The sequence below is a fragment of the Roseateles saccharophilus genome (assembly GCF_004342485.1).
Taxonomy (GTDB): domain Bacteria; phylum Pseudomonadota; class Gammaproteobacteria; order Burkholderiales; family Burkholderiaceae_C; genus Pelomonas; species Pelomonas saccharophila.
This window is the reverse complement of sequence record NZ_SMBU01000027.1, coordinates 1-14,760: the sequence shown is the minus strand read 5'-3', so window position 1 is coordinate 14,760 and position 14,760 is coordinate 1. Positions and strand designations below refer to the sequence as shown.

General features: G+C 66.7%; 12 protein-coding genes. All 12 read left to right on the top strand.

Annotated elements, in window-relative coordinates; all coding sequences use genetic code 11:
• The first annotated feature begins 11 nt into the window (after nt 1-11).
• The 12 genes from EV671_RS18965 to EV671_RS18910 all read left to right on the top strand — a co-directional run bounded on the left by EV671_RS18965 (nt 12) and on the right by EV671_RS18910 (nt 14,398).
• Complete coding sequence (locus EV671_RS18965; protein ID WP_132574630.1) at nt 12-944, top strand: catechol 2,3-dioxygenase; 933 nt, start codon at nt 12-14, stop codon at nt 942-944.
• Between the two features lie 10 nt (nt 945-954).
• The gene (locus tag EV671_RS18960; protein WP_132574628.1) at nt 955-2,409 is read left to right on the top strand and encodes a 2-hydroxymuconic semialdehyde dehydrogenase; all 1,455 of its coding nucleotides are present in this window, start codon (nt 955-957) and stop codon (nt 2,407-2,409) included.
• Complete coding sequence (gene dmpE / locus EV671_RS18955; RefSeq protein ID WP_132574626.1) at nt 2,406-3,188, top strand: 2-oxopent-4-enoate hydratase; 783 nt, start codon at nt 2,406-2,408, stop codon at nt 3,186-3,188. The genes EV671_RS18960 and dmpE overlap by 4 nt, the downstream gene beginning before the upstream one ends.
• Nucleotides 3,189-3,230: 42 nt before the next feature.
• Nucleotides 3,231-4,142 carry an acetaldehyde dehydrogenase (acetylating) gene (locus EV671_RS18950; RefSeq protein WP_132574624.1) on the top strand — a complete coding sequence of 304 codons (912 nt, stop codon included), beginning with the start codon at nt 3,231-3,233 and terminating at the stop codon, nt 4,140-4,142.
• Nucleotides 4,143-4,167: 25 nt separating this feature from the next.
• Nucleotides 4,168-5,214: a 4-hydroxy-2-oxovalerate aldolase gene (gene dmpG, locus EV671_RS18945; protein ID WP_132574622.1), complete on the top strand. Its 1,047-nt coding sequence runs from the start codon at nt 4,168-4,170 to the stop codon at nt 5,212-5,214.
• Nucleotides 5,211-5,999: a 2-oxo-3-hexenedioate decarboxylase gene (gene dmpH / locus EV671_RS18940; protein ID WP_132574620.1), complete on the top strand. Its 789-nt coding sequence runs from the start codon at nt 5,211-5,213 to the stop codon at nt 5,997-5,999. The genes dmpG and dmpH overlap by 4 nt, the downstream gene beginning before the upstream one ends.
• 17 nt (nt 6,000-6,016) lie before the next feature.
• Nucleotides 6,017-6,208 carry a 2-hydroxymuconate tautomerase gene (locus EV671_RS18935; RefSeq protein WP_132574618.1) on the top strand — a complete coding sequence of 64 codons (192 nt, stop codon included), beginning with the start codon at nt 6,017-6,019 and terminating at the stop codon, nt 6,206-6,208.
• A gap of 396 nt (nt 6,209-6,604) precedes the next feature.
• Nucleotides 6,605-7,609: a WD40/YVTN/BNR-like repeat-containing protein gene (locus EV671_RS18930; RefSeq protein ID WP_243655803.1), complete on the top strand. Its 1,005-nt coding sequence runs from the start codon at nt 6,605-6,607 to the stop codon at nt 7,607-7,609.
• Nucleotides 7,606-10,026: an efflux RND transporter permease subunit gene (locus EV671_RS18925; protein WP_132574616.1), complete on the top strand. Its 2,421-nt coding sequence runs from the start codon at nt 7,606-7,608 to the stop codon at nt 10,024-10,026. The genes EV671_RS18930 and EV671_RS18925 overlap by 4 nt, the downstream gene beginning before the upstream one ends.
• Before the next feature lie 59 nt (nt 10,027-10,085).
• Complete coding sequence (locus EV671_RS18920; RefSeq protein WP_243655802.1) at nt 10,086-12,164, top strand: DUF1302 family protein; 2,079 nt, start codon at nt 10,086-10,088, stop codon at nt 12,162-12,164.
• A gap of 14 nt (nt 12,165-12,178) precedes the next feature.
• A complete protein-coding gene (locus EV671_RS18915) occupies nt 12,179-13,477 on the top strand; it encodes a DUF1329 domain-containing protein (protein ID WP_132574614.1) in 1,299 nt (432 codons plus the stop codon).
• Between the two features lie 81 nt (nt 13,478-13,558).
• Complete coding sequence (locus EV671_RS18910) at nt 13,559-14,398, top strand: alpha/beta fold hydrolase (RefSeq protein WP_132574612.1); 840 nt, start codon at nt 13,559-13,561, stop codon at nt 14,396-14,398.
• Nucleotides 14,399-14,760 lie beyond the last annotated feature (362 nt).

Genomic DNA, 14,760 nt, shown 5'->3' with positions numbered 1-14,760 from the left:
GGAGACACACCATGGCACTGACAGGCGTTTTGAGACCCGGCCACGTACAACTTCGCGTGCTCGACCTGGAGGCGGCCGTCCGCCACTACGGCGACGTGCTCGGCCTCTGGGAGGTGGCGCGAGACCCGCAGGGCCGCGTCTACTTCAAGGCCTGGGACGAGCACGACCACCACAGCGTCGTGCTGCGCGAGGCCGATACCGCCGGCATGGATTTCATGGGCTTTCGCGTCGACTCGCCGGCCACGTTGAAGAAGCTGGCCGAAGACGTCAAGGCCAGCGGCCTGGCCACCGACATGAAGTGGGTCGAGGCTGGCGAGATGCTGAAGACCGGCGAGCGCTTCCGCTTCACGGTGCCGACCGGTCATGTCGTTGAGCTGTTCGCCGACAAGGACAAGGTCGGCAACGGCATGCCGCTGGAGAACCCCGAGATCTACCCGGACGGCCTCAAGGGCATGTCGCCGACGCGCTTCGACCATTGCCTGCTCTACGGCGACGACCTCGACGGCACGGTCAAGCTCTTCATGGACGTGCTGGGCTTCCGTCTCTCCGAGCAGGTGGTCGCCGGGCCCGACAGGCTGCAGATCGCCGCCTTCTTGACCTGCTCCAACAAGCCTCACGACGTGGCCTTCATCCGCAGCCCGGAGAAGAACAAGTTCCACCACGCCTCCTTCATCCTCGACAACTGGGGCGAGGTGCTGAAGGCGGCCGACATCATCACGCGCAAGCGCGTGTCGCTGGACATCGGCCCGACCCGCCACGGCATCACGCGCGGCGAGACCATCTATTTCTTCGACCCCAGCGGCAACCGCAACGAGGTCTTCTCCGGCGGCTACATCCACTACCCGGACCGGCCGACGCTGACCTGGACTGACGACGAGCTCGGGCGCGCGATCTTCTATCACGACCGCAAGCTCAACGAGAGCTTCCTGGGCGTCGTGACCTGAGGCCACCATCATGAAACAGTTCCTGAACTTCATCGACGGCGACTTCGTTGCCACGGGCAAGACCTTCGACAAGCGCGCGCCGGTGGACAACCGTGTCATCGGCCAGGTGCACGAGGCCGGCAAGGCTGAGGTCGACGCGGCCGTCCGCGCGGCCCGTGCCGCGCTACAGGGTGAGTGGGGCCGGATGTCCGTCGCGAAGCGCGTCGAGTTGCTCTACGCCGTGGCGGACGAGATCAACCTCCGCTTCGACGACTTCCTGCAGGCCGAGATGGCCGACACCGGCAAGCCTTATGCGCTGGCCTCGCACATCGACATCCCGCGCGGCGCAGCCAACTTCAAGGTCTTTGCCGACATGATCAAGAACGTGCCGGCCGAGAGCTTCGAGATGACGACGCCCGACGGCGGCCAGGCGCTGAACTACGCGGTACGCAGCCCGGTCGGCGTCGTCGGCGTGATCTGCCCCTGGAACCTTCCGCTGCTGCTGATGACCTGGAAGGTCGGCCCGGCGCTGGCCTGTGGCAACACGGTCGTCGTCAAGCCCTCCGAGGAAACGCCGGCCACGGCCACGCTGCTCGGCGAGGTCATGCAGAAGGTCGGCATCCCACACGGCGTCTACAACGTCGTGCATGGTTTCGGTCCCGGCTCGGCCGGCGAGGCGCTGACCCGCCACTCGGATGTCGACGCCATCACCTTCACCGGCGAGACGCGCACCGGCGAGGCGATCATGGCCGCGGCGGCCAAGGGCGTGCGGCCGGTCAGCTTCGAGCTCGGCGGCAAGAACGCCGGCATCGTCTTCGCGGACGCCGACTTCGACAAGGCCGTGGCCGGCATCACCCGCAGCGCCTTCGAGAACTGCGGCCAGGTTTGCCTGGGCACGGAGCGGGTCTATGTGCAACGGCCCATCTTCGACAAGTTCGTCGCCGCGCTGAAGGCCAAGGCCGAGGCGCTGAAGATCGGCCCCTCGGAAGAGCCCGGCGTCGGCCTGGGCCCGCTGATCTCGGCCGAGCACCGCGACAAGGTGCTGGGTTATTACCGCAAGGCGGTCGAGGAGGGCGCCACCGTCGTCACCGGCGGCGGCGTGCCGACGATGGCCGGCGCCCTGGCCGAAGGCCACTGGGTGCAGCCGACCATCTGGACCGGCCTGCCCGAGAGCGCCGCCGTCGTGCGCGAGGAGATCTTCGGTCCCTGCTGCCATATCGCGCCCTTCGACACCGAGGACGAGGTTATCCGGTTGGCCAATGCCACCGACTACGGCCTGGCCACCACGGTCTGGACCCGCGACCTCGGCACCGCCCACCGCGTGGCCCGTCAGGTCGAGGTCGGCATCTGCTGGGTCAACAGCTGGTTCCTGCGCGATCTGCGCACCGCCTTCGGCGGCGCCAAGGCCTCCGGCATCGGCCGCGAGGGCGGCGTCCATTCGCTCGAGTTCTACACCGAGCTCCGCAACATCTGCATCAAGCTATGAACGACAGCCTCATCCAAGGCCTCGGCGACGAGCTCTACACCGCGCTGCGCGAGCGCCGTGTCGTCGAGCCGCTGACCAGCCGCCACCCCGAGATCGACATTGACGCCGCCTATCGGGTCCAGCAGCGCATGATCGCGCGCCGGTTGCAGGACGGCGAGCGTGTCGTCGGCAAGAAGATCGGCGTGACCTCGCGCGCCGTCATGAACATGCTGGGCGTCTACCAGCCCGACTTCGGCTACATGCTGGACGGCATGATCGTCGCGGACGGCGAGTCGATCGCGATGAGCACGCTGATCCAGCCCAAGGCCGAGGGCGAGATCGCCTTCATCATGAAGCGCGACCTGATGGGCCCGGGCCTGAGCAACGCCGACGTGCTGGCGGCGACGGAATGCGTCATGCCCTGCTTCGAGATCGTCGACTCGCGCATCCGCGACTGGAAGATCAAGATCCAGGACACGGTCGCCGACAACGCCTCCTGCGGCGTCTTCGTGCTCGGTGACCGCGCCGTCGACCCGCGCCGCATCGACCTGTCGCTGTGCGGCATGGTGCTGGAGAAGAACGGCGAGGTGGTCGTCACCGGCGCCGGCGCCGCCGCCCTGGGCTCGCCGGTCAACGCCATCGCCTGGCTGGCCAACACGCTGGGGCGCCTCGGGATCGGCCTGAAGGCCGGCGAGGTCGTGCTGTCGGGCGCCCTCGGCGCCATGGTGCCGACCCAGGCCGGCGACCACTTCCGCATGACGGTCGGCGGCCTCGGCGGCTGCTCGGTGCGTTTCCACTGAGGAACGCCCGGCTTGCAACCTTCGCAGTGATAGGAATACCCCATGAAGAAGATCAAATGCGCCCTCATCGGGCCCGGCAACATCGGCACCGACCTGCTCGCCAAGCTGATGCGCAGCCCTGTGCTGGAGCCGGTGTGGATGGTGGGCATCGACCCGGAGTCGGATGGCCTCAAGCGAGCCCGCGAGCTCGGCCTGAAGACGACGTCCGATGGCGTGGACGGCCTATTGCCCCATGTGGAGGCTGACGGCGTCCAGATCGCGTTCGACGCGACCAGCGCCTATGTGCATGCCGAGAACAGCGCCAAGCTGAACGCACTGGGCGTCATGATGATCGACCTGACGCCCGCCGCCATCGGCCCCTACTGCGTGCCGCCGGTGAACCTGAAGGAGCACATCGGCCGCGGCGAGATGAACGTCAATATGGTCACCTGCGGCGGCCAGGCCACCATCCCGATGGTGGCCGCCGTGTCGCGTGTGCAGGCCGTGGCCTATGGCGAGATCGTCGCCACCGTGTCCAGCCGCTCCGCCGGACCGGGCACGCGCAAGAACATCGACGAGTTCACCAAGACCACGGCCGGCGCCGTCGAGAAGGTGGGCGGTGCCCGCCGGGGCAAGGCCATCATCATCATCAACCCGGCCGAGCCGCCGCTGATCATGCGCGACACGGTGCACTGCTTGACCGACGAGGAGCCCGACCAGGCCCGCATCACCGCCTCCGTGCACGCCATGATCGCCGAGGTGCAGAAGTACGTGCCCGGCTACAAGCTGGTCAACGGCCCCGTCTTCGACGGCAAGCGCGTCTCCCTCTTCCTGGAAGTGGAGGGCCTGGGCGACTACCTGCCCAAGTACGCCGGCAACCTCGACATCATGACCGCCGCCGCAGCCCGCACCGCCGAGATGTTCGCCGAGGACATGCTGGCCGGCGCATCGGCCCGCCATGCCGTGCCGGCCTGAGTGCCCCTAAGCATTGGAGACCCCCATGAATCTGCAAGGCAAGAAGATCACCGTCCACGACATGACGCTGCGTGACGGCATGCACCCCAAGCGCCACCAGATGACGCTGGACCAGATGCGGCGCATCGCCAGCGGCCTGGATGCCGCCGGTGTACCGCTGATCGAGGTCACCCACGGCGACGGCCTGGGCGGCAGCTCGGTCAACTATGGCTTTCCGGCGCACAGCGACGAGGAGTACCTTGGCGCCGTCATTCCGCTGATGAAGCAGGCCAAGGTCTCGGCCCTGCTGCTGCCGGGCATCGGCACCGTCGAGCACCTGCACATGGCCAAGGACCTCGGCGTGCACACCATCCGAGTCGCCACCCACTGCACCGAGGCCGATGTCTCCGAGCAGCACATCAAGATGGCGCGCAAGCTCGACATGGACACGGTGGGCTTTTTGATGATGGCCCATATGGCCAGCCCGGAGAAGCTGGTCCAGCAGGCCCGGCTGATGGAAGGCTATGGCGCCAACTGCGTCTACGTGACCGACTCGGCCGGGCACATGCTGCCCGACGACGTGACGGTGCGGCTGCGTGCCGTGCGCGAGACGCTGCGGCCCGAGACCGAGATCGGCTTCCATGGCCACCACAACCTCGCCATGGGCGTGGCCAACTCGCTGGCTGCGGTGGCGGCCGGCGCGACGCGCATCGACGCCGCGGCGGCCGGCCTGGGCGCCGGCGCCGGCAACACGCCGATGGAGGTCTTCATCGCCGTCTGCGCGCGCATGGGCATGGAAACCGGCGTGGACGTGTTCAAGATCCAGGACGTCGCCGAGGATCTCGTCTTGCCCATCATGGACCACGTCATCCGTGTCGACCGCGACTCGCTGACGCTGGGCTATGCCGGCGTCTATTCCAGCTTCCTGCTGTTCGCCAAGCGCGCCGAGGCCAAGTACGGCGTGCCGGCGCGCGACATCCTCGTGGAGCTCGGCCGGCGCGGCATGGTGGGCGGCCAGGAGGACATGATCGAAGACACGGCGATGACGCTGGCGCGCGAGCGCAGCGCCCAGATGCAGAAGGCGGCTGCATGAAGCTCGACACCGCCACCATCGCCGACCTGGCGGCCCACCTCGAGGCCTGCCAGCTCGAGGCCCGCGACACGCCCAAGATCACCGACGAGCACCCGGGCATGGACTGGGACGACGCCTACGCCATCCAGGACGAGATCCGCCGCCGCAAGCTGGCGCGTGGCCTGCGTGTCGTGGGGTTGAAGGCCGGCCTGACCTCCTTTGCCAAGATGAAGCAGATGGGCGTCGACACGCCGGTGTTCGGCTTCATGACCGACGACTACGCGATCGCCGACGGCGGCGAATGCGCGGTGTCGGGGCTGATCCATCCCAAGGTCGAGCCCGAGATTGCCTTCGTCACGAAGACGGCGCTGAAGGGGCCGGGCTGCCACATCGGCGCGGTGCTGGCCGCGACCGACTTCGTCATGCCCGGCATCGAGGTCATCGACAGCCGCTACCGCGACTTCAAGTTCGACCTGAAAAGCGTCATCGCCGACAACACGTCGGCGGCACGCTTCGTCATTGGCGGCCGTGCCCGGCCGGTCGCCGATGTCGATCTGCGCACCACCGGCATCGTGCTGAGCAAGAACGGGCAGCCGGTGGCCTTCGGTGCCGGTGCGGCGGTGCTCGGCCATCCGGCCGCGGCGATCGCGGCCCTGGCGAACCACCTGGGACGCCGCGGCCAGGAGATTCCGGCCGGCTGCCTGATCCTGTCCGGTGGCATCACCGAGGCCGTGTCCGTCGAGGCCGGCGACTCGATCACGCTCAGCGTGCAGGGCCTGGGCTCGACCAGCCTGCGCTTCGTCTGAGCCCCACGGAGACCGCCATGCCATTTGCGCAGATCTATCTCATCGAAGGCCGCACGACGGAGCAGAAGCGCGCCGTGATCGAAAAGGTCACCCAGGCGCTGACCGAGGCTGTAGGCGCACCCAAGGAAAACGTGCGAGTCTGGATCACCGAGGTGCCCAAGGAGAACTGGGGAATCGCTGGCGTCAGCGCCAAAGATCTCGGTCGCTAGCCACGCTCGATCGCATTCGACCGCATTCGACTGCGCCTGATCGACCGACCGATCAACCTCCCGAACGACCGACCATCGGCCCGCCCGCTGCCTCGAGCAGCCGGCGGGCCTTCTGCTTCCTGGGCCCCGCCCGGCGCGGGCGGGCCGCCGCCGAATTGAGCATTTGATCAAGCGGCAGTGCAGCAAATGCTCAGCTCGGTATGCGGGAGTCCCCGGGGTGCGGAGCGGGACCTGCGACCGAAGCGATACGAATCAAGCACTTGGCGGCCTTGGCATGGGCTTTGCGCTTTTCAGGGTGGGCGCATCAGCTGCTGCCCGCAGGTTGACGAATTGAACAAGCGTGGCGAGATCAGCCACCTCGGGCCGGCAGGTGCCGTCCGTGCTGAGGGGACAACGATGGAATCGAGACCGACGAGGGGGCAGGCCACGCGCGTCGCGTGGCTGTGTGCCTCACTGACCATGCTGACCGGCTGCATCCCGGCGCCCGACTGGGCCGGCGTGCAGGCCGAGCGGGGCAAACCCGTGCAGCGTTACGACACCTTCCAGACGGTGGCGAACCACGGCAGCCGCGTCGTGGCCGGTGCGGCCGGCGGCGTCATCCTGACGTCGGCCGACGGCGGCACGAACTGGGTACGGCACGTGCTGCCCCAGCCGTCGTCGGTGCTGGCCGTGGCGGCCTGCCCGGACGGCAGCTTTGCGGCGCTGGACTTCTACAAGAAGGTCTGGGTGTTGCCCGCCGAGGGCGGCGTATGGGCGATGCGCCAGGTGCCGACCCGCACCGACCTGCTGGCGCTGACCTGCGATCCGCTCAACCGGCTGTGGGCCGTGGGCGCGCGCACCAGCATCCTGTGGAGCGCCGACAGGGGCGGCAGCTGGCAGGCCCGCGATCTTGGCGACGACGCCATCCTGACCACCGTGCAGTTCATCGACGAACGCCGCGCGGTCATCACTGGCGAATTCGGGGCCGTGGTGACCAGCGCGGACGGCGGGGCGAGCTGGCAGCCGCAGCCCAAGATCCAGGGCGACTTCTATCCCTACGCCGCGCTGTTCACCGACGCCAGCAACGGCTGGGTCTCGGGCCTGGCGGGCGCCATCAAGCGCACGCGCGATGGCGGCCGGACATGGACCAACCAGCCCAACCAGTCCGGCGTGCCGATGTATGCGCTGCTGCGCGTGGCGGATGAGCTCTACGGCCTGGGCGCGGGCGGCCGCATGGTGAAGCTGAAGGGCGAGCAGTGGCAGGCCTTTGAGCATGGGCAGGCCATCCCGGCCTATCTGTCCGCGGGTACCGCGCTCGACGGCCGCTCGATGGTGGTCGCCGGGGCCGCGGGAGCGCTGAACGTCATCCACCTGCCGGCCCAGGTCGCGCAGACGACAACCGATGCGGCGGAGGTCCGATGAAAACGGCTGCACGACAACTGCTGCGCGCTCTCGTGCGTGCCGAGGAATGGATCTTCGCCAACCCGAAGATCGTGCTGGGCTTGATCCTGGCGGTCACGCTGGGCTTTGCCACCCGGCTGCCGGGGCTGCGCATCTACACGGACTTCAGCGATCTGCTGCCACAGCATCACCCCTACATCCAGACCTACAACCGCGTGAAGGAGAACTTCGGCGGCGCCAACCAGATCGTGATGGCGATCGAGGTCGAGCAGGGCACGGTCTTCAACGACAGGACGCTGGCCCTGCTGCACCGAGCGACGCAGGGCGTGGACAACCTGCCCAGCGTGAACCATAACCTCGTCGGCAGCCTGACGCACCGCACGGCACGCCATGTCCACCTCACGGAGGAGGGCAGCTTCGCCTCCGAGCCCTACTACGACGCGCGGCAGCCGCACCACAGCGTCGAAGAGCTGGAGCAGCTGCGCCGGAAGGTGATGGCCAACCCGCAGGTCTACGGCCTGCTCGTCTCGCCCGACCTGAAGGCGGTACTCATCAAGGCTCAGCTCAACGAAGGAGAGATCGACTACGCCAAGACCTTCGGCGCCCTGCAGGCGCTGCAGGCCGAGCTGGCGACGCCCGGTCACAAGATCTACCTGACCGGCAATCCGGTGCTGACGGGCTATGTCTACACCTACCTGAACCAGATCGTCGCCATCCTGTTCTACACGCTGGCGCTGCTGGCGGCCCTGCTGATCGCCTACTTCCGGCGCTTCTACGGTGTCTTCCTGCCGCTGCTTGGCATTGCGCTGTCGTCGATCTGGGGGCTGGGATTCATGTCCTGGCTGGGCTTCAACCTGGAGCCGCTGTCCATGCCCATCCCCTTCCTGATCGCAGCGCGCGCGATGTCACACGGGGTGCAGCTGGTGGCGCGCTACTACGAGGAACTGGCCATCACACACAGCGGCCGGCGCGCGGCACGCAATGCGCTGGAGGCCTTGTTCCGGCCGGGATCGCTGGCCATCGCGGTGGACGCCATCGGCATCGGCGTGATGGTGCTCGGTGCCGCGCCCTTCAACAGGAAGCTGGGCATCTCGGCGGGCTTTTGGGCCTTCTCGGTGATCTTCACCGTGCACTTCATGGTGCCCCTGGCGCTGACGGTGCTGCCCGAGCCGCGCGCGATGACGAACAAGAACCAGGCGGTGCGTGCCTTCCTGGGCGCCGCCATGGCGCGCAGCGGCGGCACCGTGCGCGGCGCGACCGCCATCCTGTGCGTCGCCGGCCTGCTGATGCTGGCGGGCGGCAAGCTGGCGGCTGGTGTGAAGACGGGGGAGACCGAGCCGGGCTCGCCCATCCTGCACCGTGACCACGCCTACAACCTGTCGACCGAAGCCATCAACCGGCTGTTCCCCGGCTCGGAGGAGTTGCACATCGTCGCCGGCACCGCCGAAAAGGGTGGCATCAAGCGACCCGACGTGCTGCGGGCCATCGAGGCCTTCCAGGCCGAGATGCTGGCCGACCCCAACCTCGGCGGCACTAAGGCCCTGCCGACGGTGGTCCGGGTCGTGAACCGGTTGACGCACAACGACGACCCGCGCTGGGCGCAGATCCCCGATTCCGCCGATGAAGTCGGCGGGTTGATGTTCGCCTACCTCGCGTCCAGCCCCATCCCCGGGGCGCTGAAGGAGTTCGTCAACGCCGACGAGAACGAGGCCGACCTGGTGTTCTATTACAAGGACCGCCAAGCCGAGACCATCAACCGCGCGCTGGCCCTGGCCCACGATGCCGCACGGCGCGTGACGGCCGGCGTGCCGGACCTGAAGTTCGAGCCGGCTGGCGGCATCATCGGCGTGAGCGCCGCGGCCAACGAGGCTCTGCACACCGACCACCTGCTGCTCGTGCCGCTGGTCATGGTGCTGGCCTTCGTCGTCGTGATGGCCTATTACCAGTCGGTGCACGCCGGCTGGCTGATGGTGCTGCCGATGCTGTTCTCGACCGTGCTGTCCTACGCCTACATGGGCTGGAAGGGCATCAGCATCAGCGTCAACACGGTGCCGGTGATCATGGTCGGCGTCGGTGTGGGAATCGACTACGCGGTCTATTTCATGGACCGCATCCGCGAGGAGATGCCGCATGTCCGCGACGTGCGGCAGGCCGCGATCAACGCGGTCAGCACGACGGGCTACGCCGTCAGCTTCACGGCGCTGACGCTGACCGCGGGCGTGATCCTGTGGGTCTTCCTCAGCGATCTGCGCTTCCAGTCCGACGCCGCGGCCCTGCTGTCTTTCATGCTGGTCGTGAACGCCATCGCCGCGATCCTGATCGTGCCGGCGTGGTGCGTCGTCTTCAAACCCCGTTTCGTCGTCGAGGGTGGCCGCGACACCGAGGTGGGTCAGGAGTTGCCGGGCGCCATGGAGCGGCCGGCCGAGGCAGTCGCCTGAGCGAGCGCTCAGGCAGGACTCGTCAGGGCATCCAGCCCATCACAACAACGGAGACATTCATGAGTTCCACACCCCGGCGGCGCTGGCCGCTGCACGTGATCGCGTTGTCGACCTGTGGCTTCATGGCCCAGGTTGATGCGCAGACCACGCCCTCGGCCTCCTCGGCCTCCTCGGCCACCTCGGTCGACTCGTCGAAGGCCGAAGGCCCTGGCGAGAGCGACAACTTCGTCAAAAGCGTCAGCAGCCGCGACTGGAAGGTCGACGTCTATTACGAGAACGACACCCGCGTGCGCGGCAAGGACGCGACCGGCGATTCCGTCGGCCTGTCCAAGTTCCGCAACACGCTGCAGATCGAGGCCAGCAAGCGGCTCGACGCCGGTTGGGCCTTCCATTCCATCCTGCGCGGCAGCTACGACGGCGTCTACCGCCTCAACGGTGACCAGTTCGGCCGCCAGGCCGGTGGCGCCGTCAATCTCGATTCGACCGGGGGGCCGCCGCCGCTTCCCCATGGTGGCGGCGTCGTCAACAAGGCCGTCGTCGACAGCCTCGGCCTGACCGCCAATACCTTTGGCTTCAACGCGACCAATCCGGCGGCCGCGCACTACAACCCGAACTCGGGCCTGCGCCTGCTGGGCGATCGTTGGCACGCCACGTCCAACGGCGGCGTTGAGTTCGCGGTGCCGGTGCGGCCTTGCGAAACCGACAGTCGCGGTTGCGTCGACTTCGGCGGCTATGGCGACAAGACGCGCCGGCAGCTCGAGTTCTCCGAATTCAACGATCGCTGGGACGCGCTGCGCGAGGCCTATGTCACCAAGTCCGTCGACCTGGACGGCACCCAGCAGCTCTTCCTGAAACTCGGTCGCCAGCAGGTTGTTTGGGGGCGCACCGACCTGTTTCGCGTGCTGGACGTCGTCAACCCGGTCGACTACTCGCGCAACAACATCTACGACGAGCTGCAGGACATCCGCATACCGATGTGGATCGCGCAGGCGGAGTGGCGCATGGGGGCCAGCGAGAGCATGCAGGACCGCAACCTGCAGCTGATCTGGAACGTCGACAAGTTCCGCCCCAACAACCTCGGGCAGTGCGGCACGGCGAACACGATCCTGGATGCAGGCTGCTTCTTCCGCGGCATGAAGAACCTCTGGGACAACGGTGGCACCGTGTCCAACTTCGCCAATGTCGGCCCGGGTGTGCTGCTGTCCACCGACTTCGGTCCGGGGCAGATCGGTATCCGCAATGTCGACCTGCCCAAGTGGAACCTGCAGAACACCCAGGTCGGGGTCAAGTACGAGGGCGTGACGCAAGAGGGCGTCTCGTTCTCGCTGAACGCGCTGAGCTACCGCTCGCAGCTGCCCTCGCTGCATGGTGGCAAGGCGGCGCAGAACGGCTTCACGGGCCAGCCCTGCAACGACGGGACCGGCCATTGCCCCTTCCTGATCGCGTTCGACGTCGCCTACCCGCGCGTCAACCTGGTCGGCGGTTCGCTGGATGTGCAATGGGAGGCTGCCAAGGCGGCGGTGCGCGTCGAGGGGGCTCTGACCCAGGGTGAGGAGTTCGCCAACACGGCGCGGCCGGAGCTGTACTCCCGCAACAAGGTTTGGCGCTCGGTGATCGGCATCGACCGGCCGACCTTCATCCCCTTCATCAACCCCAATCGAACGACGCTGATCTCGGCGCAGCTGTTCTACCAGCACATCTTCGACCACGAGCTGCGCCAGGGACCGCTGGGCACCGTCGGCATGCCCGACTGGAAGGACAACGTCATCGGCACCCTGCTGATCAAGGCCTTCCTCGCCAGCGACCGCATCAGCCCGCAGCTGATCACGGCCTACGACGTGCGCGCCCGCGCCCTCGTCACATCGCCGCAGATTGACTGGCTAGTCAGCGACAAGCTCAAGCTCAGCTTCGGCGGCAACTTCAAGACGCGCAGCAACGACGAGCGCTGGAAGTTCGACGACTGCCGCTCGTGCAATCCCTGGGCGCCGTTCACGGCCCCCTACGGGGACGCGAACCCGATGACCGCGTACTCGCGCGGCCTCAGTGGCCTCGAGCCGCTCGGACGCTTCCGTGCCGGCCCCATCGGGGCAGCGTGGAAGGAGAACGAGCTCTATTTCACCGCACGCTACCAGTTCTGATCCAGGAGACCCAGATGAAGCAACTGACCCTACTCCTTGCCGCCACAGGCCTGGCTGCCGTGGCTTCGGCCGCGACCGAGGCCGACGTGGACGCCTCGTTCAACCCCTACAAGAACGGCATGCCGAGCTTCCCGGGCCTGCACGTCGGCACGGTCATCAACAAGGCCAACGTCGAGCAGTTCAAGGACGCGCTGGATGCCGGCATGTACATGGCCATCAAGAGTGGCTGGACCGAGATCAAGGTCGGGCCGACCACGCAGTTCTCGCTCAACAAGGCCTATGTCGAGGCGACCCGCAAGGGGTTGAACAAGTCCAAGCTCGGTGCGAAGAACGGCGAGATTAGCGGTTTCGAGGCGGGCCGCCCCTTCCCCGAGGAGCCCCGCCTGGACGACCCGCGCGCGGGCGAGAAGATCGCGTGGAACTTCAAGTACGGCATCAACTGGGGCGACAACGCCGCCATCGACCCGTTCTATTGGAAGTACCGCAACATGACGAGCGGCCAGGTCGAGCGCACGATCAAGTTCGACTTCCACTTCCTGAACTTCCGCCACCGTGTGCAGGATGCGCCGGTACCCGAGGTGACCCCCAACCCGTCGGCGCTGTTCCGTGGCATCTACGTGCAGGTGCAGGAGCCGCAGGATCTGAAGAACACGCAGCTGTTGATCCAGCGCTATGACGACGACCTGAAATTCGACGACGCCTACCTCTACCTGGGCTTCCAGCGACGCGTGCGGCGGCTGGCCACCGGGCAGGCGACCGACGCCTTCCTCGGTGCCGATCTGATGATCGAGGACTTCGAGGGCTACAACGGCCGTGTGTCCGACATGAAGTGGACGTACAAGGGCAGCAAGAACATCTTGATGCCCTACTACAACCACAACGAGCTCGCGTTGACCGACGAGTTCAAGGAGGCGGACGGCTACAAGTTCGTGGACTTCGGCGGGCAGGGTGGCTGCTTCCCGAACATCACGTGGCAGCTGCGCAAGGTCTTCGTGCTCGAGGCCGAGCCCGTCAACCCGGCGCATCCGATCAGCAAGCGCGTCTTCCACATCGACGCGCAGGTCTACAACATCAACCGCACGCTGATCTACGACCGCAAGGGTGAGCTGTGGAAGAGCTGGACCATCGGCAAGTCGCACCCGGACGCGCATCTGCCGATCAACAAGGGCACGGGCATCGCGATCGACGATTCGTTCTCCATGGTCGACGTCCAGTCCAAGCACTGCACGACCGGCCAGTTCAAGGGTCAGGTCGACGCCAAGCAGAACCCGCCCAAGCTGTTCCAGGTGCAGAACCTGCGCGGCGGAAACTGAGCCCCACGCGCCGCGCGAGCAGGCCGGCCCGAGCTGGGACGGCCTTCATCGCCTTCCTTCGGCGTCCACGAGATACCACCCATGCATGGCGCATCTCCCAATCCTGAGCTTGGCCGGCAAATCGATGCCGCGGGCATAGGCACCAACGTCCACGACATCGGTCAAGGCGAGCCGGTGTTTCTGATCCACGGCTCCGGTCCGGGCGTGACTGCCTGGGCCAATTGGCGGCTGACCATGCCCGAGTTGGCCAAGCGCTTCCGCGTCATCGCGCCGGACATGGTCGGTTTCGGCTACACGGATCGACCGGCAGGTATCCGCTATTCGATGGAGTCCTGGGTGAACCACGCGCTGTCGGTGCTGGATGCCCTGGGCATCGAGCAGACTGACCTGATTGGCAACTCCTTCGGAGGCGCACTGGCCCTGGCGCTGGCGATTCGCGCCCCGCAGCGGGTCAGACGTCTCGTGCTGATGGGCAGCGTCGGTGTGCCGTTCCAGATCACGCCAGGGCTTGATGCAGTGTGGGGCTATACGCCTTCTCTGGAAAACATGCGCCATCTGCTCGACGTGTTTGCCTACGACCGAAACCTTGTCAATGACGAGCTGGCGCGACTGCGCTTTCAGGCGAGCGTCCGCCCCGGTTTCCAGGAGGCGTTCTCAAGCATGTTTCCCGCGCCCAGGCAGCGATGGGTGGATGCCATGGCCAGCCGTGAGGAGGACATCCGGCGGCTGCCTCATCCGACGCTGCTGATCCATGGCCGAGAAGATCGGGTAATTCCCGTCGCCACCAGCCAGAAGCTGTTTGAACTCATCCCGCAGGCCCGCTTGCATCTGTTCGGACTCTGCGGGCACTGGACTCAGATCGAGCATGCCGCGGCGTTTGCGCGGCTTGTAGGCGACTTCTTGGGACAAGTAGACGGCTAGTTGCCCGCACGCGCAGTTCTGACAGGCCAGCTGAGCTTCCCTATGCAGTGCCGCGGCGCGGCAGCAGCAGATCGCGTGGCCTTGCAGACGGGGCAGCTTGTCACGCTGCTGGCACGGGTTGATGAGGTCGATGGGTGGCTTCGAAGGTGGGGCTGCACGACGGGCAGTCGTTGGCGAAGCTCTCTGGATCACAGGGGGCTCGGGCAAGAGCGCTTGTCGCCGACCTCGCTGTCCAGTCAGACCTGTGCTCCGCTGCATTCGTGGCCCGGTGTTATGACCGTCGCTGTCTGAGGCTTGCCAGGGCTTGATGTCCCAGGAACGTTGGGGGCGTTCGTGAGAACGCTGCCGCGGTCATCGCGGGA